This window comes from Methanosphaera sp., from assembly GCF_022768985.1.
In the GTDB taxonomy this organism is placed as follows: domain Archaea; phylum Methanobacteriota; class Methanobacteria; order Methanobacteriales; family Methanobacteriaceae; genus Methanosphaera.
The window spans coordinates 1-20,448 of sequence record NZ_JALEKL010000009.1 but is presented as its reverse complement, the minus strand read 5'-3'; the positions used below and the strand labels follow the sequence as shown (position 1 = coordinate 20,448).

At 29.4% G+C, this 20,448-nt stretch carries 21 protein-coding genes; 14 read left to right on the top strand and 7 right to left on the bottom strand.

The features are described 5' to 3' along the window. Position 1: 1 nt before the first annotated feature. Positions 2-1,303 carry a phenylacetate--CoA ligase gene (locus tag MRZ80_RS03465; RefSeq protein ID WP_292536200.1) on the bottom strand — a complete coding sequence of 434 codons (1,302 nt, stop codon included), beginning with the start codon at positions 1,301-1,303 and terminating at the stop codon, positions 2-4. 190 nt (positions 1,304-1,493) lie between these two features. Next, a complete protein-coding gene (locus MRZ80_RS03460) occupies positions 1,494-2,861 on the bottom strand; it encodes an Ig-like domain repeat protein (protein ID WP_292536922.1) in 1,368 nt (455 codons plus the stop codon). 31 nt (positions 2,862-2,892) lie between these two features. Between MRZ80_RS03460 and MRZ80_RS03455 the strand changes: the two genes are divergently transcribed. After that, the gene (locus MRZ80_RS03455; protein WP_292536198.1) at positions 2,893-3,036 is read left to right on the top strand and encodes a hypothetical protein; all 144 of its coding nucleotides are present in this window, start codon (positions 2,893-2,895) and stop codon (positions 3,034-3,036) included. 416 nt (positions 3,037-3,452) lie between these two features. On the opposite strand, the gene MRZ80_RS03450 is transcribed toward MRZ80_RS03455, so the two are convergent. Next, positions 3,453-4,976: an Ig-like domain repeat protein gene (locus MRZ80_RS03450; RefSeq protein ID WP_292536196.1), complete on the bottom strand. Its 1,524-nt coding sequence runs from the start codon at positions 4,974-4,976 to the stop codon at positions 3,453-3,455. 325 nt (positions 4,977-5,301) lie between these two features. Here MRZ80_RS03450 and MRZ80_RS03445 point away from each other — a divergent pair, with 325 nt between their 5' ends. Both MRZ80_RS03445 and MRZ80_RS03440 read left to right on the top strand, forming a co-directional pair. Continuing rightward, the gene (locus MRZ80_RS03445; RefSeq protein WP_292536194.1) at positions 5,302-6,150 is read left to right on the top strand and encodes an MBL fold metallo-hydrolase; all 849 of its coding nucleotides are present in this window, start codon (positions 5,302-5,304) and stop codon (positions 6,148-6,150) included. A 45-nt stretch (positions 6,151-6,195) separates the two neighbouring features. Next, positions 6,196-6,543, top strand: a complete 348-nt coding sequence (locus MRZ80_RS03440; RefSeq protein WP_292536193.1) for a hypothetical protein — start codon at positions 6,196-6,198, stop codon at positions 6,541-6,543. Between the two features lie 72 nt (positions 6,544-6,615). Here the strand turns inward: MRZ80_RS03440 and MRZ80_RS03435 are convergent, their stop codons facing one another. The 3 genes from MRZ80_RS03435 to MRZ80_RS03425 all read right to left on the bottom strand — a co-directional run bounded on the left by MRZ80_RS03435 (position 6,616) and on the right by MRZ80_RS03425 (position 8,219). Then, the gene (locus tag MRZ80_RS03435; RefSeq protein ID WP_292536191.1) at positions 6,616-7,152 is read right to left on the bottom strand and encodes a hypothetical protein; all 537 of its coding nucleotides are present in this window, start codon (positions 7,150-7,152) and stop codon (positions 6,616-6,618) included. 196 nt (positions 7,153-7,348) lie between these two features. Then, on the bottom strand, positions 7,349-7,894 hold the full coding sequence (pyrE, locus tag MRZ80_RS03430) for an orotate phosphoribosyltransferase (protein ID WP_292536190.1): 546 nt from the start codon (positions 7,892-7,894) through the stop codon (positions 7,349-7,351). A gap of 46 nt (positions 7,895-7,940) precedes the next feature. After that, on the bottom strand, positions 7,941-8,219 hold the full coding sequence (locus tag MRZ80_RS03425) for a PRC-barrel domain-containing protein (RefSeq protein ID WP_292536188.1): 279 nt from the start codon (positions 8,217-8,219) through the stop codon (positions 7,941-7,943). Between the two features lie 285 nt (positions 8,220-8,504). Between MRZ80_RS03425 and MRZ80_RS03420 the strand changes: the two genes are divergently transcribed. From MRZ80_RS03420 to mtnA, 11 genes are all read left to right on the top strand, one after another. Continuing rightward, positions 8,505-9,029 (top strand): ribonuclease VapC, encoded by a 525-nt coding sequence (locus tag MRZ80_RS03420; protein ID WP_292536186.1) that lies wholly within the window; start codon positions 8,505-8,507, stop codon positions 9,027-9,029. A 27-nt stretch (positions 9,030-9,056) separates the two neighbouring features. After that, entirely contained in the window at positions 9,057-10,190 is a 1,134-nt protein-coding gene (locus MRZ80_RS03415) for a DUF2117 domain-containing protein (RefSeq protein ID WP_292536184.1), read from the top strand. A gap of 120 nt (positions 10,191-10,310) precedes the next feature. Next, positions 10,311-11,297 carry a methanogenesis marker 2 protein gene (locus MRZ80_RS03410; protein WP_292536920.1) on the top strand — a complete coding sequence of 329 codons (987 nt, stop codon included), beginning with the start codon at positions 10,311-10,313 and terminating at the stop codon, positions 11,295-11,297. Between the two features lie 262 nt (positions 11,298-11,559). After that, positions 11,560-13,092 carry a methanogenesis marker 3 protein gene (locus tag MRZ80_RS03405; RefSeq protein ID WP_292536182.1) on the top strand — a complete coding sequence of 511 codons (1,533 nt, stop codon included), beginning with the start codon at positions 11,560-11,562 and terminating at the stop codon, positions 13,090-13,092. After that, positions 13,076-13,615 carry a methanogenesis marker 6 protein gene (locus tag MRZ80_RS03400; protein WP_292536180.1) on the top strand — a complete coding sequence of 180 codons (540 nt, stop codon included), beginning with the start codon at positions 13,076-13,078 and terminating at the stop codon, positions 13,613-13,615. The genes MRZ80_RS03405 and MRZ80_RS03400 overlap by 17 nt, the downstream gene beginning before the upstream one ends. 157 nt (positions 13,616-13,772) lie before the next feature. Next, positions 13,773-14,384, top strand: coding sequence for a DUF2112 family protein (locus MRZ80_RS03395; protein ID WP_292536178.1), 612 nt, complete (start codon positions 13,773-13,775; stop codon positions 14,382-14,384). Positions 14,385-14,477: 93 nt separating this feature from the next. Next, complete coding sequence (locus tag MRZ80_RS03390) at positions 14,478-14,927, top strand: methanogenesis marker 5 protein (protein WP_292536176.1); 450 nt, start codon at positions 14,478-14,480, stop codon at positions 14,925-14,927. A gap of 4 nt (positions 14,928-14,931) precedes the next feature. Then, positions 14,932-16,188 (top strand): methanogenesis marker 15 protein, encoded by a 1,257-nt coding sequence (locus MRZ80_RS03385; protein WP_292536174.1) that lies wholly within the window; start codon positions 14,932-14,934, stop codon positions 16,186-16,188. Between the two features lie 24 nt (positions 16,189-16,212). Continuing rightward, entirely contained in the window at positions 16,213-16,767 is a 555-nt protein-coding gene (locus tag MRZ80_RS03380) for a methanogenesis marker 17 protein (protein ID WP_292536173.1), read from the top strand. Between the two features lie 109 nt (positions 16,768-16,876). Then, positions 16,877-17,749 carry a radical SAM protein gene (locus MRZ80_RS03375; protein ID WP_292536172.1) on the top strand — a complete coding sequence of 291 codons (873 nt, stop codon included), beginning with the start codon at positions 16,877-16,879 and terminating at the stop codon, positions 17,747-17,749. Between the two features lie 72 nt (positions 17,750-17,821). Next, on the top strand, positions 17,822-18,763 hold the full coding sequence (gene mtnA, locus MRZ80_RS03370) for an S-methyl-5-thioribose-1-phosphate isomerase (RefSeq protein WP_292536917.1): 942 nt from the start codon (positions 17,822-17,824) through the stop codon (positions 18,761-18,763). A gap of 41 nt (positions 18,764-18,804) precedes the next feature. Here mtnA and MRZ80_RS03365 read toward each other — a convergent pair whose 3' ends face one another. Further along, the gene (locus tag MRZ80_RS03365; protein ID WP_292536171.1) at positions 18,805-19,827 is read right to left on the bottom strand and encodes a class I SAM-dependent methyltransferase family protein; all 1,023 of its coding nucleotides are present in this window, start codon (positions 19,825-19,827) and stop codon (positions 18,805-18,807) included. Between the last annotated feature and the right edge of the window lie 621 nt (positions 19,828-20,448).

The following is a 20,448-nucleotide window of genomic DNA, read 5'->3' as shown; positions in this document are numbered from 1 at the left end:
TTTATTCATTTCTTTTATCAATTACACGTTTTGCTTTTCCAGTTTCTACTCTGTCAATAGTTTTAGGTTCAACAAGTGTTACATTTACTCTAAGACCAATTTCATCATGGATAGCTTGAGCAAGTTTATCACGTATACCAATTAATTCTTTTACATTATCAAAGAATATTTCAGGTGATGCTTCAACTTTAATTTCTATCTGGTCAAGCATGTCAGGTCTTGTAAGTATGATCTGGTAGTGTGGTTCTACACCTTCAATTGAAAGTAATGCTTTTTCAATCTGTGATGGGAATACACTAACACCTTTAATTTTAAGCATGTCATCTGTTCTTCCACTAATTTTATCCATTTTAACAAGTGTTCTTCCACATCCACATACTTCATGATGTATTTTTGTAATATCTTTTGTACGGAATCTTATAAGTGGCATACCAACACGTGTTAATGCAGTAAGTACAAGTTCACCAGATGTATTTTCAGGTACTTGTTTTAGTGTTTCAGGATTAATTACTTCAGGATAGAAATGATCCTCATTTATGTGAAGACCGTTTTGCTCTGAGCATTCCATTGCAACACCAGGACCTATAACTTCTGTAAGTCCATAGATGTTATATGCTGGTACATGGAATTTTTCCTCAATTTTTGATCTCATTTCATCTGTCCATGATTCTGAACCAAATCCTATAACTTTAAGATTTAAATCATCAACATCTACACCTTTTTCTTTTAGAACTTCAGCTAAGTGAAGACCATATGATGGTGTAAATATTAACATTGATGTGTTAAAGTCTTGCATTAATTCTATCTGTCTTAATGTTTGTCCTGTTGATATTGGTATTACTGTTGCACCAATTTTCTGTCCACCATAATGTACTCCGAATCCACCAGTAAAAAGACCATATCCATGAGTGTTTTGTATAATATCATTTTCATCAACACCCATCATTGTAAGTCCACGTGCCATAACCTCTCCCCAGATGTCAAGATCTTCTTTTGTATATCCTGATACTGTTGGTTTTCCTGTTGTTCCACTTGAGGTGTGAACTTCTACAATATCTTTCTGATCTACAGCAAATAATCCAAAGGGATATGATGCTCTTAGATCTGTTTTTGTTGTAAATGGTAATTTTTCAATATCAGATAGTGTTTGTATATCCTCTGGGTATACTTCTGCTTCTGAATATCTTTTATGGTAGTAGGGTACTTCATTAAATGCTCGAGTTACAACATCTTGTAATCTTTTAAGTTGTAATTCCTCCATATCTTCTTGTGGTAAGCACTCAATTTCTTCATCCCATATCATTATTTATTACTTCCTTATAAATTACTAAATTATATTTTTATATATCCTTACTAATTAATCTATTTAAAGAAAAGTAGGTATTTTATTAACTTAGAATATTTAATTTAAAAAAAGAGGGGTGGTTCATATTAATATTTAAAAAAAAAGTTAAAAGTTAGATGAAGAGTATAATAATTTCTTCTATAATATTTTAAAATGGTAATGATACATAGCGTCTTAGATTATAGCAACTATACCAATTTCTTATCACTCCAAATGAATTTCTCTTTGATGTTGCATCACACCTATACCATATGCCATCTATGCGTACTTCAGCCCATATGTGTCCTGTAACAAGACCACTTCTAAAGTAACACACTGCATGATTATATCTTGCCTCAATTTTTGCTGTACGCATTAGGGCAACAACTACATGTGCCATGTCACAACAATTACCATATCTACGAGTAAATGTGCCTTTTGCACCATAGCGTGTATTATAATATCCACTATATGAAAGTCTTTGCTTTGCATAATTAAATAGTGCTCTTGCTTTAGCATATGTTGAGGTATATCCTGATGTAACTTCACCTACAGCTTTTTTAAATAATGGATCATTAACTTGACAATTACGTGTAGGTTTAAGATACTTAGATGATGGTGTTGGTGATGGTTTTATTACATCTATTTTTATTGAATTTTGAGATTTTCTAAATTCATTATGCTGTCCATAGATAATAGTTAGTGTGTATTTGTCTTTTAGTGTTTTTGGTGCATTATAATTTAGCACAGCTTTTCCATCTGATACTTTTACAGTACCAATTGTTTTTCCATCTAATTTAAATGATACTTTACCATTTGGGATATTTTTAGAACTTTTAATTGTTGCTTTTATTTTATTATTTTCACCTGCTTTTATTGTTTTTGTCTCTATTTTTATACTGGTTTTTATCACATTTTTCATGTGTAGTGTTGCTGTGTCTGATGATTTTTTAAATTCACCATTTTGTCCATATATGGCACTTATCTGGTATGTTGGTGATCTGTATGATTTGGGTATTATGTATCTTATTGTTGCAATTCCATGTGATACTTTTGATGTTGCAATTGTTTTTCCATTGATCTTAAATGTTACTTTTCCTGTGTTAATTTTCTTATTATTTGATGTTTTCACTGTACTTTTTAGTGTAACTTTATATCCTGGATAGCTACTAAGTGATCCTAGTGATGTTTTTGTTTTTATCACATTTTTTAGGTGTAGTGTTGCACTATCAGATGAGTCTTTATAATTACTACTTCCACTATATTTTGCAGTTATTGTGTATTTTGTTGATGTAAATGATTTTGGTATGGTGTATTTTATTGTTGCAATTCCATCTGAAACTTTTGATGTTGCAATTGTTTTTCCATTGATTTTATAGGTTACTTTTCCTGTGTTGATTTTCTTATTATTTGATGTTTTCACTGTACTTTTTAGTGTTACTTTTGCTCCTGGTTTACTTGTAAGTGATCCTAGTGATGTTTTTGTTGCAACTTTTGTGTTAGGTGCAGTTTTTGCTACTTTTGATGTGGTGGTTATTTTATTTGTAGTTGTTACTTTTTTTGTTGTATTGGTTGAAATATTATCACTACTTGTATGTGTTGTTGGTGTGTCTTGTTGTATTTTATTGGAATTTATTTGTGTATCTGTAGTATTTGCTGCCGATATGCATCCTATCAGACATATTATTATGAATGATAGAATAATTGCATAGTATTTTTTAATTATAAAACCTCCATGTATTCTTTCTAATAATTTATGTAAAGCTTTTTTAAGGTTTGTTTTAATAAAAACTTATTAATTATTAGTTTTTTTATTATTTAAATTAGTTTTTAGAGTTAATAGTATTTAAATTTTAAAAATAGTTCATTAAATTAAAAAATAGATATTTAAAATATGGTTTTTAATTAAAATTAGATGAATATATTTTTATTTAATTATTAAAGTATAGTTTAATGAAATTTAATATAAAAAATAGAATTTATAAGTTAGTTTTAAAATATATGGTTGAAAGTTTACACATAACATGTAATTTAATAAAAAAAGAGTTTTTTTGCCATGAAAAATTAAATTAAAAAATAGTAAAGTGTTAGATTAAAAAAAATAAATAAAGTGGGAGTATAATTTCATCTAAAATGGTAATGATGCGTATTTATTTATTGTACCGCATTTATACCAATTTTTTATAACTCCAAATGAGTTTCTTATTGATGTTGCATCGCATTTATACCATACTCCATCAACAAGTACTTCAGCCCACACATGTCCTGTAACAAGACCACTACTAAAGTAACATTTTGCATGGTTATATCTTGCTTGTATTCCAGCTGTACGCATTAAAGCGACAACTACGTGTGCCATGTCACAACAGTTACCATATTCTCTTTGCAGTGTACCTTTTGCACCATAACGTGTATTATAGTATCCACTATATACAAGTTTACGATTTGCATAATCAAATAATGCTTTTGCCTTTTGATATGTAGTGGTACATTCTGCTGTAACTTCTTTTACAACTTTCTTAAATAATGCATCTCCAACTTCACAGTTTTTTGATGGTTTAAGATATTGTGATGAAGCTACATCTATCTTCATAGATGTTTGAGATTCTTTAAATTCACCACACTGACCATAAATTGCAGTTAGTGTGTATGATCCTTTAAGTGTTCCTGGCGCAGCATAATCTAGTACTGCTTCTCCATTTGAAACTTTTACTGTTCCAATTGTCTTTCCATTCAATTTAAAAGATACTTTACCATCTTTAACGGTTTTAGAACTTTTAATTGTTGCCTTAATCTTGTTAGTTTCACCTGCAATAATAGAATTTGTTTCTATTTTTATGCTGGTTTTTGTAACATTATTAAGGTGTAGTGTTGCACTATCAGATGATTCTTTAAATTCACCATTTTGTCCATATATGGCACTTATCTGGTATTGTGATGATGAAAATGAAGTTGGTATAGTGTAGCTTATTGTAGCTACTCCTTTTGAAACTTTACTTGTTCCAATAGATTTACCATTAATCTTAAATGATACTTTTCCTGAATTTACGGCTTTATTATTTAATGTTTTAACATTAGCTTTAAGTGTAACTTTAGATCCAGGATGACTTGTAAGACTTCCAACTGTTGTTTTAGTCTTAGTAACATTATTTAAATGTAGTGTTGCACTATCAGATGATTCTTTATATTTATCATTTTCACCATACTTTGCTGTTATCTGATATTCAGCTGATGTGTAAGATGCGGGAATTTTATATTTAAGTGTTGAAACACCTTCAGATACTGATGATGTTCCAATTGTTTTCCCATTAATCTTATAGGCAACCTTTCCTGTATTAACATTTTTATTATCTGATGTTTTTACTGTAGTTTTAAATGTAACAGTACTTCCAGGGTTGCTTGTAAGACTTCCCACTGATGTTTTTGTTGTAATTTTTGCATTATTTGCAGTTTTCACTGCTTTTGAGCTACTACTATTTACTGAATTTGAGGTAGTTGTTGGTGCTTGTTTTACAGATTTTGATGCACTGTTTAAAACAACATCATTACTACTGGTATGTGTTACTGAATTGTCTGATTGTATCTCATCAAGATTTGATGGTATGTCTGTGTTGTTAGTAGCTGATGCACATCCTATCAAACATATTACCATGAATGCTAGGATGATTCCAATGTATCCCTTAATTATAAAACCTCCTTATACATAATATAATTTGGATAAATAAGTTATTCTACATCTGTTTTAAGTTTTACTTTTTTTTTCTTAAATGTAAAAAAAATAATTTAAAACTTAGTGTTTTCTTATTTTCTTTATCATTTATAAATATTTTGAATTTAATAATATTTAAATATTCAAATAAATAACTTAAATTATAATCTATCGGTTTTTAAAGTAGTTTTTAGTAAAAATTATAATACAATCATCTATTATAGATTATACTAAGATATTATTAACAATTAGGAGTAAAATCAAATTTATGCAAATTTTTAAACATACAATGAAAAGTAATTCTACAATGACATTAGATGAGATACTAGAAGATAGTTCAAATATACATTTACTAAATTCTCATATTACAGGTAGGGTAATGTTAAATTATTCAGGATGTATAGGGGGAGATCATAGTTGTAAGTCTGATGATGCTAAAGATTCATTTATGGCACCTGTTTTAGCACATATTATATATCATGATGTGTATGGTTATTTTCTTATTGATGCTGGTGTTGATAGATCATTTATAGATGATAAATATGGATCACAGAAAGGATTGCTAAAAAATGAATATGCAACAGAAATTATACAACATCAACATCAACCAATAGCAGATTATATAGAAGAAAATGATATAAAACTAAGTGGTATATTTCTTACACATCTTCACTTTGATCATGTATCTGGAATCCTAGATTTAGATGATAATATACCAATATATTTTTCATCACTTGAAAAAAGTATGGACTTAAAACCATACTATTATGGTGAATACTTCAAAAACAAAGAAAATATAGCAATACTTGATATTAATGATTTTACACCTACAAAATATGGCACATTCTATGACATCTTTGGTGATAATTCACTACTTGCAATACATACACCAGGACATACAAATGGACATCTTGCATATCTAATAAATTCTGACATAAAAACAATAATAGCAGGTGATGTATTCTATATAAAAGATTCATTAAAATATAAAAAAGCACCCACTGATTATATGCAAAATATAACACAAGCACAAATAACACTTGAGAAAATAATACAACTATATGATGATTATAAAGATAAATATGAAATAAAAATAATACCAGGACATGATATATAACATTAAATATAGAAAATTAAAAAATAAAATAGGAGTGAATAGATAATGGCAGATGATAATGATAAAATAACATATGAGGATATTAAAAAATATGAATTTATATTTTCAAAAGCACCAACAATGGTATTAAAAGTAATGATAAAAACAACAGCAGATGTAGTTGCAAAATTTAAAACAAAAATATTACTAGTTGCAAGTGGACTTAATGATAATCAGAAATCATTAATAAAAAAAGTATTTAACATGAATGTAGATGAAATACAACAACTTATGGATGAAGCATATAAAAAATCAAATATAAAACAATATAAAATACTTGCAGATAAAAATTCAAAAAAATTCATAGAAAAAAATCTTGATGAACTTAAAAAATTAATATCAAATAAATTATAAGAAAATATTTCTTTTTAGAAAAAATAGAATTTTTAATATAAAAAATGGGGATTATGGGAATAGATTATGAATCTATTCTTCATCAGCTTCTGCATCTGCTTCTTCTGCTTCTTCTTCTTTTGGTTCTTCGATAACTTTGTTTAATATTACATAGTCACCGTTTGTTGTGATGTCTTCTTTGTTTATGCTGTATTTTGCTTTAGGTTTTCCGAATGATCCGCCAGCTTTTTCTACGATAATTCCTGTTACTGCAAATGGATCTTTTTCAATTTCTATGTTTGTAATTTTACCTGCAATGTTACCTTCTTTGTCAATAACTGTTTTTTCAAGACCTTGGTTTATTGTTGATGTTCCATCTTCTGTTGGGATTTTTGTAACTACTGTTTCTTCTAATTCTTCAATTGTTTGACTAATTAATAAGTATTCTCCCATTGCAATGATTGATGCTGGATCTACTTCGTAGTATTTTTTACTAATTGGGTTTCCTGCTGATCCATATATTGCTGAGATGTTGTATGTTTTAACATCAAATCTTAAATCTGCAACTTTAGCTACTTCTTTACCGTTTTTGTCTATAATTTTAATTCCAAGTAATTCTTTTACATTCATTTTATCACCATATTCTTTTTTTCTATATTTTTTTGTACTAATTTGATTAGTCCCAAAAATAAAATAATAATAATTATCTTATTTATGATTATTAGTAAAGTTTAAATACTAATAATTTTTATCATGTTAAATATTTTTTATTATATTTCTATATAAACCTTATTATGATTTAATAGAAACTTCAAGCTCTAAACCTCTAGTTTTCATCAAGAAAAGCTTTAAATTCATCTATTTTAATTAAAGGCTTAAATATAATTCCACGTTCATTGAATGTATCAACAGCACCTTCTTGTCTGTCAACAATCACATATGCTTCAACAATCTTTCCACCATTATCTTCTATTACATCAATAGCTTTAAGAAGTGATCCACCTGTTGTTGTAACATCTTCAACAATAATTACATTATCATCACAGTTAAGTTCACCTTCAATCTGTTTACTTGTACCATATGATTTTTTTTCTTTTCTAATCATAAGCATAGGTTTTCCAGATATAAGTGATGTTGCAGTAGCAATAGGTACAGCTCCAAGAGCAGGACCTGCAATTTTATCAATGTCTGAATCTTTAATTTCATCAGTTATCATATGTGCAACACAACTAAGAATTTCAGGTTCTGTTATTGCCTTTTTCATGTCAACATAGTAGTTACTTTTCTTTCCAGATGAAAGTGTAAAATCACCAAATTTAATAACTTCATTTTCTTTAAGTAATTGCATTAACTTGTTTTTATAATCATTCATTCTAAATTAATCCCCCAATTTTTTGTAGTATGTTATTAGTTTTTAATTATAGATTTTGAATTTCTTCAATAATTTCTTCAATTTCACTAATTGGCTTTTTAAGAATTATCATATCACCAATTTTTTTAATATTTTCATATGGAATTAAAACTTCACCTTTTGGTTTCATAAAAGATGCTGTTAATCCTTTTTCCTTATTTTTGGGTGATATAACAATGTTTTCTATTCTATTTGAAGCTGTGTCAATTTCTATATCTGTAACTTTTCCTACTACAGATCCTTTTTCATTTAACACTTCTTTTCCTATAATTTTATTTAAGCGCATCTTTAATCAATTCCTATAAATTATAAAAATCTTCTAATTTAAATTAAGAATACTTCTTTTAACAAGTTTTTATCTTCATATTTAGTTGATGATAAAATAGAATGTTAAGTATTCATTTAATTATTAATATTTATGTTTTTTATAACAAATACATTTTATTATAATTTAAAACTGTTTTATTAAATTTTAGATAAAAATAAAACAACATAAAACTAGAACATAATAATAGTAAAAATTAAAATTTTATCAAAATATAAAAAAAATAATAATAGAAAAAATGGGGGAGTGTTTCTTATTAGTGAAAAAATTTTTATTCTAGATGCATCAGGAATAATTAATGGATTTTATTCAAAATCACATCCTAACATCATGACATCAAAAACAGTAGCAGAAATAAAAGATATGCAAACACAGATACGACTTGAAGATTGTATAGCAAAGGGATTTATAACAATTGAAGATATAACAAAAAAAGACTATGAATCAATAAAAGAGTCTCTTGTTAGAAGTGGAGATTTTCTAAGACTATCTGATACTGATAAGGAAATTGTTGCAATATCACTTAAATATAAAAATATGGGATATGATACAACAACAGTAACAGATGACTATTCCATGCAAAATGCATTAAAACTATTAGGTCTCAGATTTAAATCTGTAAATACACAGGGAATAAAAAAGACAATAAAATGGAAAAGAGTATGTAAAGGCTGTAGAAAACAGTATCCTGCAGATAGTAAAGATGAAGTATGTGAAATTTGTGGATCACCAATTATACAAAAACGTGTTGGTGGACGAAGTAACTACTAAAAAGATATTAGGAGAATAGATTAATTTATGATGCTAGAAATTGGAGTAGTTGTACATGGACCTGGAATTATAGATTCAGGATATGCACTTAAAATAATTAAAATACTAGAAAATTATGGAAATGTAACATCACGTCTTGGTGGAACAATGGGAAGAACAGCAGTTATTGATGCAAATCTTGAAGATATAATAAATATAGAAGATAAGCTTCTTCCAAGTGAGTCAATAAAAATACTTGCAGAAAACTCAGATGTAGTATTTCTACTAAATTCTGGAAAATCAACACTTACAGGACATACATTTGGATATAAGGTATTATCACATATAGATTTTAATGTAAATCTTATTCAAATTGAAAGACCAGATAAAGATGATGGAATAATAATAAAATGGAATAAAAATACAGATAATGAACTTATAGAAAGTGTAAGTTGTGATCTTAAACTTCCAATAACAGATGCCGAAGATGTAGAAAATCAGGTAGTTGATGAAACAGGATATATTACAGATGAAAATATTATAAAAAGAAAAGTAGCAGGTGTTAATATTGGTGAAAACATCATGTTAAACGGTACAATAATAGGACAAGTTACAGCAGATGAACTTATAATTATTGCAAAAGATGATGAAATTGTTGACATGCAAGGAGGAGTTATAAAACAACACGGACTTGAAAAGTTAGGAAGTGTTGATCTTAAAAGTGCAATCATAAAAACAGGACTTCTAAGACGTAATGATAACATAACACCAAGAGTACTTAAACACCAGGAAAATGAAGAGCTATATGCAATCTATCTTGACCATGCAGCAGAAGATGTATATAAATATCGTGATGCTGATGTAATTGTATGTATAGGTGATGATACAACACTACTAACATCAGATATAGTATATAGATTTAACATACCAATAATAGGAATAACAGATGGAGATCTTGACCGTGTAGTAGTTGAAGGATTTAAACATGAAAAATCAACAATAATACAACTAACACCAGGACATGATGATAAAATAGGAAAAGTTATACATGAAAAGATATTTAATATGAAAAATTCAGTAAATATAAATTCAATAGATCAACTAAAAGATAACATCATAGAAATAATTAATAAATCAGATATAGAATATGAATTTAAATTTGAAAATGAAACAAAACTATGAAAAATTTTTTTTTATTAATATGAAACTAAATCATACTTTTTATACTACAATAAATAAAAACCTAAATATATCATAAAAAGGAGAAAAAATATTTTTAAATAATACAATACTGGGGGAGTAATTATAACAGACTTTAATGAAATTGTAGAATCAATAAGAACATTTAAGGGAGTAACACGTAAACATTCAATAGCAGATGTTCAAAAAAAACTTGATGATGTATTTAATATATCAGGAGATGTACATCTAGCATTTGGAGATGATGCAGCAGCAATAAATATAGGAAACAATCAACTAATGCTACTTGCAACAGATGGAATATGGGGAGCATTAATGAATCTTAATCCATGGTGGGCAGGATACTGTTCAGTACTTGTAAATGTAAATGATATAGCAGCAATGGGAGGACTACCTGTTGGAATGACAAATGTATTATCATCATCAAATCCAGATACAGTAGATGAAATTATGGATGGAATAAAAGAAGGTGTAAAGAAATTTGGAGTACCAATGGTAGGAGGACATACACATCCTGACACACCATATGATGCACTAGATGTTGCAATAAGTGGAATTGTAGATAAAGATAGTGTAATACCAAGTTCAAATGCACAAGCAGGTGATGATGTAATCATAGCAATAGATCTTGATGGAAGTATTTATCCAGGAACAGAGATAAACTGGGATTCAACAAGTGATAAAACACCAAAATATGTACAAGATCAGATAAAGGTAATGAATACCATTGGAAAAAAACACCTAGTACATGCTGCAAAAGATATAAGTAATCCAGGTGCTGTAGGAACATTAGGTATGCTGCTTGAAGCATCAGAGATGGGAGCAGCAATAGATCTTGACATGATACCAAAACCTGACGATGTAGATTGGATAAGCTGGCTTAAAATGTATCCAGGAAGTGCATTTGTAATGACACTAGATCCTGAAAATACAGATGAAACAATAAGTATGCTTGAAAAAACACATATAAATGCTGCATGTGTAGGAAGTGTAACAGAGGAACCAAAACTAACACTACAACATGAAAATGAGAAAAAAACAGTATTTGACTTTAGTAGTGATATAATAATGGGATTTAGTGGTAAATAGAATTCACACTTCTTATTATTCTTCCCCTTCAATTTTTTTTTAATAATTAGCTATTTTTTTACCATATTTTTTTCTATTAAATTATAACATATTAATAAGATAATTACTATAAATAAACATCATAGAATAAAAATTTTAATAAATATATAAAACATTTTTATTGTAGAAAAAAAGATTTATTTAATTACATAAAAGAAGGATGGAAATCATATAGAAACTATACTATATACATTTTACCAAACTTTTTTTTGAGGCGAAAGAAATGCAAGTTAAAATCAATAATGTTGAAATAGATGTGGATGCTGATTCAACTATTGAAGATGCTATAAATGCTTCTAATGCCCCATATGTTCCAGGATCTGCAATTGCCCTAATTAAAGGAAGGCAAGAACTTGAAGGTCATGTAAATAAATATAAAATTACAACCACACAAGGTAGTATTATTATAGAATTAGATGACAATGCAGGAAAATTAGCAGACTTTTGGAAGGCAAATTATGAAAAATTTATAGATACATCAATACGATGGACTTCATCTAAAGAAGCAGCAATTGGTTCTATAGTATCAGATTTAGAACCTTCAAATAATGAGTATTTATACGATAAATGGGATGTAATTGTAAGTTTATCAGCATTTTCAAATGAAAGTACTCATATAATATTTTCAAAAGATAAACATGAAGCAATCTATGGAGTTCCTGATGAAAATAAAGGTATTCTTGCAAAAGTTGTGGGTGGAAAAAGAACTATTAAAAAACTAAAAAATACTGATAAAGTAGTAAATATTGAAATGGTTCTTGAAAGAAAAACTGTTACAAACTCAACACAGGTAAGTGATTTGTCAACAAAACTAGAACAAGGCAATGAACTATACACATACATGGAAGTAACAGCAAATGATGATGCACCAATGTCTTTTGAACACTTCCTTAAAATAATAAGTGATGGAACATTCCATGTTGACTATGAAGCTGAAACATTCATACAAAACGATGCACTTAAAGGACTTGAAAAAGACACAGAACTTCCAGCAAAAAGAAACAGAGGATGTGTAACACTAAGAAATCAGGGACATGGTGTAGGACGTGTATATATCTACCGTGAAAGCAGAATTCTTGTACCAACACATAATGAAATAGGTTATGTAACACAGGGTATGGAACTTCTTGATATTGCACAAAAAGGTGACAAAATCACAACCATAACACAGCCTGCTAAAATCTCAACAATTGGTCTTACACAAAAAGATGCTGGAGAATATCTTGGAGACAGATCAATTAAACATACACGTGATGGACTTACAGATGATGATGCTGTAATTGTTGCACAAGATCCACAATATACTGTAGATGTTGCAAAACAAAATAAAATTAAAACTCTTGGTGTTCCAAAAGGTGACTTTGTAGAAATTGAGTTATATGAAGATGAAAGTCCAAGTTCTGTATGGTATTTCAGAAAAATTACAGGACTACTTGATGGAGATATTGGACATCTACAAGTTAACATGGCAATTAAAGAGATGCAGCTTGTAATGTTTAAAGCAGTAAGACGTGAAGCTAAAGGATTAATTCCAGAAAAACTACCAGATGGTAAAGTAAATGCATGGGATATCTGTGTAAGTAACACTGCATGTAAACAAGTTGGAAACATTGGTATAAGATTTACAGATAATTCAGACTTTGGACCTACAGGAGAATCATTTGATGGAACAAATGTTATAGGAAGAATTGTTGGTGGATTTGACAATATGAAAAACTTTAAAGATGGAGATACAGTATATGTCAAAGAAAGATAGCAGTATAGATAATAGATTTTGTCGTATTCCAATGGGAGATGGATCATATCGTCTATCTAATGAAATGGATAAAATAAATAGAATGGTAGTACTTGGACCTGGATGTAAAGTAAGTACAAAAGAGCTTGTAACACACATTCACATGCTTGAATTACCAATTAATGTAAGACTTACATGTTATGGGGCACATATTAATGGTACAGCAAAAGATGTTAAAGTTGCAGCAGAACATGCACGTAAACTTGATGAAACACATATTTTCATAAAAAACAGAGGATTTCCAGTTGGTGATCCAAGACGTTGTAGAGCAAAAAGGAAAGGTGCACGTGAAGGATTCCATCAACTTGAAGCTGAATATGAAATGCTTGCAGATGTATCATATGCTCTTGAACATCCAAAACATGTTGATATTACACCAAAGAAAAGAGTATCTGTTAAAGAATTTGCAGATGTTGTAGATGAAATAACACCAAAAAAAGAAGAACAAAAAAGTGAGTCAAGATTTAATCTTAAATTTGATTAAAATTTGTATCAATATGGAAAGTTCAAAGTTAATTTATATAAACTGTTAAGTTTTCATGAATATTAAAATTAAATTTATGAAAATAGCATATTTAATAATCAATATATAAGTTCATTAGATAATTATTAAATAAAATTTAGGAGGAACTTAGAGGATTATGAAAATAGCTTTAATGCCAGATTTTGCAATGTTTATTGTAAATTTAATAAATAAAAGTGGTCATGAATACTTATCAGCATCATCAGTTTCACAGGCAGATCTTGAAAAAAGAGAAGTGAAAGAGGGTGATGAGAAAAACTTTGACTATGAAAAACCACCATTTAATATGGGTGGATATAACTTACTTGAATCTATGAAATTTCTACCAGCAGAGGCACCATCTGGTGTAATGGGAAGATTAACACTCTTTGAGAATGTAATACGTGAAGCTGAAGCTGCAATTATTCTTGATTATCCAAGAAATCAGACAGGAGCAACGGGAATGTATGATAAACTTAATGAGCTAATATTATTTAGTTGCATTAGTTGTCCAAATTCATATGACTTAATTGTACATATACTTAAAGAGAAAAAAATTCCAAGACTTGAAATTTCATATCCTGAATGTCGTGATGATCTAATATCAATTATAGATGATGTAAATGAATTTCTAGAAAATGTAGAAGATATGCCAATGGGAACAGTTGTTGACAGACGTAAGTATCATTATGATGACAGGGTTAGTTTGGATGTTATAGAAGATGAAATAAATAAAATTACAAAAGCATAAAAATCACCACCCTATGATTTTCATATGAAATACTATGAGAATTTTATTTTAGGAGAATTTATATAAGAAAAAAAATATTGAGGTTTAAAAAATATGAAAGTTGCAGTATTTCCACCAAATTCAATGATCTTAGCTGATCTAGTTGAAAGAAATGGACATGAAGCATTAGTTGTTCAAAAAGAAATGCATCAAAGAGTAACAAGTCCAGATATAGATGCACCACCATTTAACATAACAGAGGATGATCCAATAAAAGGACTTAAGTATGCAGCAATTGAAGTACCATCAGGTGTACGTGGACGTATGGCTATATTTGGTCCTATTATTGAAAATGCAGAAGCAGCAATTATCATGCAAAATGCACCATATGGCTTTGGATGTGTAGGTTGTGCAAGATCAAATGAATTAACACTCTTTTCAATGAGACATAGAGATGTACCAATTTTAGAGTTAGACTTCCCAACATCACGTGATGAAACCATAGAAATGGTATATAAAATTAACACATTTCTTGAAAGTTTAAATGAATCAGAGGAGGAATAAGTATATGGCAATAAAAATAGCACAACTTTCCTGTGGAACAGAATACAGTGGAGTACAAAAAGAAATTGAAACAGCAGCAGAGAAGTTTGGAGCAGAAATTGTACTTCCTGATGTAAACTTAGATGAAATTGATGAAGCATATGAAAAGTTCGGACTTAACTGTGCAAGTTCAAGTTTAAAGCTTATGATTGCACGTGCAATGTCACTAGTTGAAGGTAAAAATGAAGCAGATGCAGTATTTATATGTACATGTTTCAGATGTGCAGAAGCTGCTATTGCAAGAAATGAAGTACGTCGTCTTATCCAGGAATATACTGATCTTCCAGTTGTAACATATTCATTTACAGAAAATACAAAAGCATCAGAATTATTTATTCGTATGGAAGCACTTACAACAATTGTATCAAGAAAAAGTGTTCTTGCACGTGAAAAACAAGAAGGACTTACTCTTGGTATAGATAGTGGTTCAACAACAACAAAAGTTGCACTTATGGAAAATGATGAAGTTATAGGAACAGGATGGGTAAAAACTGGAAATATTATGGGATGTACCCATGATGCTATGAATGAAGCATTTGCAGAAACAGACTATACACTTGATGATGTAGAAGCAATAGGTACAACAGGTTATGGTCGTATAACAATAGGAAAAGAATTAGGTGCAAAACTTATACAAGAAGAAATATCAGTAAATAGTAAAGGTGCTGTATATCTTGCAGGAGCACAGAAAGGTGAAGCAACAGTACTAGATATTGGTGGTATGGATAACAAAGTTATTACAGTAAACAATGGTATACCTGATAACTTCACAATGGGAGGTATCTGTGCTGGTGCTAGTGGTCGTTTCCTTGATATGGCAAGTGGACGTCTTGGTGTAGATATCTCTGAATTTGGAGAACTTGCTCGTCGTGGAAATCCTAAAAATGCAGAACTTGCAAGTTACTGTATAGTATTTGGTATTCAAGACCTTGTAACAACACTTGCAGGTGGAGCATCAAATGTAGATGCAGCAAGTGCAGCATGTCATTCTGTAGCAGAACAGGTATATGAACAACAATTACAGGAAATTGATGTACGTGAACCATTAATACAAGTAGGTGGAACATCACTTCTTGGTGGACTTGTAGATGCAGTACAAGATGTACTTGGTGGAATGGACATTATAGTACCTGAATATTCACAATTTATTGGTGCTGTAGGATCAGCTCTTCTTGTATCAGGACTTAAAGATACAGATATAGATGACAGTAAAAGATTCTAAAACTAAAGGGAGTGTATTAAGCTTATGTATGTAGAATGTTACGATGAGCAAGGTGCACAGGCATATGATACAATACTAAGATATACATTACAAGAACTTAAACTTGCAAAAGCAATAGATGATATCAAAGTATTTATTGAACCTAGAGATGCACTATTTATGGGAGTTGTAAAACTTGCACCTCCATCTGCTCCTATATATCTAAAAGATATGGCTTCATATAAAGTTGAAGGAGATATATTAAAAATAAAAGTTGAAAAAGAAGACTATACACCAGATCTACTTAGAGTATTATGGGATCTTGAAGGACGTAGTAATGTATCACAGCCTAGTCGTTATAAAATAGAGATTCCATATCCAAGTTTTGATCCTGATGAATTAATGATTATAAATTCACATGAAGAACTTAAACGTAAAGTATATGATGCACTTTTCAGAATTGTACCAGAAGGATTCCGTATAACATACAATGCTAGTGAAGGAAATATGGTATGTCTTATGTGTAGTGATCAGATCATTGATGATTCATGGTATGAGAAATTTGATGAACTAATAGATGAAGTTAAAAATAGAAAATAAATAAGTACTAACAATTTAATATTTTTTGGAGAAATAAGTAAAGGGAATATTTTTCTCCAAAAAAACATATTTTCCCCTTTTATTATAACTAGGGAGGAATGTATTAATCATGTCAGATGATGAAAAAAAGATGAGACATTTTGCACATGTTACACAAGCACATCCATGTTTTAATGAAAAAATACATGATAAAGTAGGACGTATACATATACCAATTGCACCTGCATGTAATATACAGTGTGGTTTTTGTACAAGAAAAATATCAGATAAAGAAAACAGGCCAGGTGTTGCCTCATGTATTATGAGTGTTGATGAAGCATTAGAACATATTAGAAAAACAACACAGTCAATGCCTATAAGTGTTGTTGGTGTTGCAGGTCCTGGAGATTCACTATGTAATCCTGATACACTTAAGCTTTTCAATAAAATAAAGGATGAATTTCCAGATCTTATCTTATGTATGAGTACTAATGGACTTCTTCTTGCAGACTATGCACAAGAAATAGCAGATGCTGGAGTTAAAACAGTAACTGTTACAGTAAATGCAGTAGATAGTACTATTGGTGCTAAGATATATGATGATATAAACTATAAAGGAAAAGTATATCATGGAGTTGAAGGTGCACAACTACTTCTTGATAATCAACTAAAAGGAATTGAAAAAATTACACAACTTGGAGTAATTGTAAAAGTTAACAGTGTATTAATTCCAGGTGTTAATGATGAACACATAGTTGATATTGCACGTTGTGTAAAAGATAAAGGTGCATCTATGATGAATGTTCTTCCACTCATACCACTTAATAAGTTTGCAGATCTTAAAAAGCCTGGATGTGGAGAACTTAGCTGTGTACGTGAAGAAGTTGAAAAATATCTTCCAGTATTTAGGGCATGTACCCAGTGTAGGGCAGATGCATTTGGAATACCGGGAAAAAAAGAAAGTGACTTTTCACTAGAGATGATACCAAATAGTCATTACTAGTGAGTAGTACTTTAAACTCACCACCAAAACCCTTTTTTATTTAAATAAAATTTTTTTATATTGATTATTATGATTGAAACATTATATTGGAAAGATAATAAACTATATCTTCTAGATCAAACATTAATACCAAGGGATATAAAATATTGTGAATGTTTAACATATGAAGATGTAATAGATGCAATAAAGACTATGAAAGTACGAGGAGCTCCAGCAATTGGTGTTGCAGCAGCATATGCTATGGCATTAGCAGAGTGTCATAATGTTAACTTAGATGAAGCTGCAGTTAAAATAAAACAGGCAAGACCTACTGCTATAAATCTTTTCTGGGCTGTTGATGAAGTACTAAAAGCAGTTGATAGTGGATGTAGTGCAATTGATGCTGCAAATAAGATGTATAATGATGATATAAAAGTTAATGAAAAAATTGGAGAATATGGAAATACAGTAATTGATGATGGAGATACAATTCTTACACATTGTAATGCTGGTGCTTTAGCATGTGCAGGGTATGGAACTGCTCTTGGTGTTATTCGCACAGCACATAATAGTGGTAAAAATATCAGTGTAATATGTGATGAGACACGTCCACTATTTCAGGGTGGAAGATTAAGTGTATTTGAAATGCAACAAGAAAATATTCCAGTACAACTTATTGTAGATTCAGCAGCAGGATTTATGATGCAACAAGGAAAAGTTGACAAGGTAGTTATTGGTGCAGATCGTGTAGCTGAAGGTGGAGTTGCAAATAAGATTGGATCTCTTATGGTTGCAGTTGCTGCTAATCGTTATGATATACCATTTTATGTTGCAGCACCAATTAGTACATTTGACTTTGAAAATAATATCTTTGATACAACAATAGAACAAAGAGATAAAAATGAGGTTTTATGTATTAATGATAAATTTATTGCTAATGAAAATACAGAAGTTTCAAATCCAGCATTTGATATTGTAGAATCAGATCTTATTACGGGGATTATTACAGAGGAAGGTATTAAAAAACCATTCTAATACATCTAATCCTCTTTACTTTTTTTTATTTTTAAATACTTTTAATTTATTTTTATATCCACAGCCATATGCCATATTCCAGGACTTTGTGATTTTACTTTTCTTTTATTTATAACTTCAATTTCACGTGGATGTGCTATTTTTTTAACTCTATTTATTGGTGTTTCATAGTCTGCTGCAAATTCATAGTAGTTTAGTATTCCACCCTTTTTTAGATGATTTACTGCTACATCAAGGAAGTCTTTTGATGTTCCTGGTAGATTCATTAGTATACGATCTGCTTTTGGAAGAGTATCTATTACCTTATTAATATCTGAATTTATTGGTATTACTTCACCTTTAAGTTTGTTAAGTTTGATATTTTCTTTTGTATACTTGTATGCTTCAGGATTTATATCTACACTATATATTGTTGCATTCTTTTTATGTGCAATATTTATAGGAAATGATCCTATACCTGCAAAGAAGTCAATTATTATCTCACCATCTTCTACTTGACTTACTATTCTTTCTCTTTCTGTTGCAAGTCTTGGACTGAAATATACAGTTGATATATCAAGTTTAAATCTTATACCATTTTCTTTATGTATAGTTTCAAGATTTTCTTCACCTGCAAGATATTCAAATTGACGTGTTCTCATAATTCCCTGTATCTTACTTTTCTTTGCATATACACTTCGTCTTTTTGTAAACTTAAGAACTGCTTCTGCAATGTTATATTTTTCATCTTCAAGATCATCAGGTATTTCAACAACTACTATATCTCCTATTATATCAAATGATTTTACTATATCATTAATTTTTTCAGGATCTATTTTATTGTCAAGATAGTCTATAAAGTTACGTGCTCTGTGTTGGGATTGTGTGAAGTTATGATTTGTAACTTCAAATGAATATTGTGTTTTTATTGAATCTATTAGATTTTCATCATATTCATCAATAAGTGGTATGTATACATATTTTTCATCTGTCATTAGTTTATAGTCTCTACTTATATGATTATTTTTAAGTAGAATTTTTCGTATATCATTTGCATTTTTTTTAATAGATTTTATACATTTCATATCAAACAGCTTTTTTGTATTATTTTTTTCTAGGGTGAGTTGTTAGTTAAATTTTTTATTAAATATTTTTGTTTTTTAAGTTATAATAATACTACTTTTTTATGTACTTTCAATTAATAATTTATGCAATATTTTCTAATTATATTGTTATGGTAGATGTTGTGAGAATAGTATGTGCTACAAAAAGCGAGACACATGAACAAGAACATTAAGTATGTTTTGTTATGATTGAATGTTTTTTCCAAGTGTAGCAATAATATTTCTTATTATATTATAACGAAACATTTATAATATTGAAAGCTAAAGTAAAGCTACTTAAAATTAAGTAGTGATTTAGTTTGATGTATGTTAAACGCAAAGTGTAGACAACTAAAACTTTGAAAACATAACTATGTTTGAAAGTTTGGTTGTGTGGTGCAATACATCCGCAAATAATGTATTGTGAAAAACTGCTAAATTTTTTTTAAGTTTAAAAGAAATTTTTTGTACTTTTCTAATAAATACTTCTTATTTACTAGACAATATAAAAACAGTGTGTAAATTACTACAAAATCTGCTTAGATTGATACTGATTTACAACATTAGATGTGTAAATCCGTTTGATCCTGGCGGAAGCTACTG

Excerpts from the sequence above, each read along its gene's own strand:
- MRZ80_RS03465 (WP_292536200.1), bottom strand. The coding sequence starts at position 1,303 with ATGATATGGGATGAAGAAATTGAGTGCTTACCACAAGAAGATATGGAG.
- MRZ80_RS03450 (WP_292536196.1), bottom strand. The coding sequence starts at position 4,976 with ATGGTAATATGTTTGATAGGATGTGCATCAGCTACTAACAACACAGAC.
- MRZ80_RS03445 (WP_292536194.1), top strand. The coding sequence starts at position 5,302 with ATGCAAATTTTTAAACATACAATGAAAAGTAATTCTACAATGACATTA.
- MRZ80_RS03440 (WP_292536193.1), top strand. The coding sequence starts at position 6,196 with ATGGCAGATGATAATGATAAAATAACATATGAGGATATTAAAAAATAT.
- MRZ80_RS03435 (WP_292536191.1), bottom strand. The coding sequence starts at position 7,152 with ATGAATGTAAAAGAATTACTTGGAATTAAAATTATAGACAAAAACGGT.
- pyrE (WP_292536190.1), bottom strand. The coding sequence starts at position 7,894 with ATGAATGATTATAAAAACAAGTTAATGCAATTACTTAAAGAAAATGAA.
- MRZ80_RS03425 (WP_292536188.1), bottom strand. The coding sequence starts at position 8,219 with ATGCGCTTAAATAAAATTATAGGAAAAGAAGTGTTAAATGAAAAAGGA.
- MRZ80_RS03415 (WP_292536184.1), top strand. The coding sequence starts at position 9,057 with ATGATGCTAGAAATTGGAGTAGTTGTACATGGACCTGGAATTATAGAT.
- MRZ80_RS03405 (WP_292536182.1), top strand. The coding sequence starts at position 11,560 with ATGCAAGTTAAAATCAATAATGTTGAAATAGATGTGGATGCTGATTCA.
- MRZ80_RS03400 (WP_292536180.1), top strand. The coding sequence starts at position 13,076 with ATGTCAAAGAAAGATAGCAGTATAGATAATAGATTTTGTCGTATTCCA.
- MRZ80_RS03395 (WP_292536178.1), top strand. The coding sequence starts at position 13,773 with ATGAAAATAGCTTTAATGCCAGATTTTGCAATGTTTATTGTAAATTTA.
- MRZ80_RS03390 (WP_292536176.1), top strand. The coding sequence starts at position 14,478 with ATGAAAGTTGCAGTATTTCCACCAAATTCAATGATCTTAGCTGATCTA.
- MRZ80_RS03385 (WP_292536174.1), top strand. The coding sequence starts at position 14,932 with ATGGCAATAAAAATAGCACAACTTTCCTGTGGAACAGAATACAGTGGA.
- MRZ80_RS03380 (WP_292536173.1), top strand. The coding sequence starts at position 16,213 with ATGTATGTAGAATGTTACGATGAGCAAGGTGCACAGGCATATGATACA.
- MRZ80_RS03375 (WP_292536172.1), top strand. The coding sequence starts at position 16,877 with ATGTCAGATGATGAAAAAAAGATGAGACATTTTGCACATGTTACACAA.
- MRZ80_RS03365 (WP_292536171.1), bottom strand. The coding sequence starts at position 19,827 with ATGAAATGTATAAAATCTATTAAAAAAAATGCAAATGATATACGAAAA.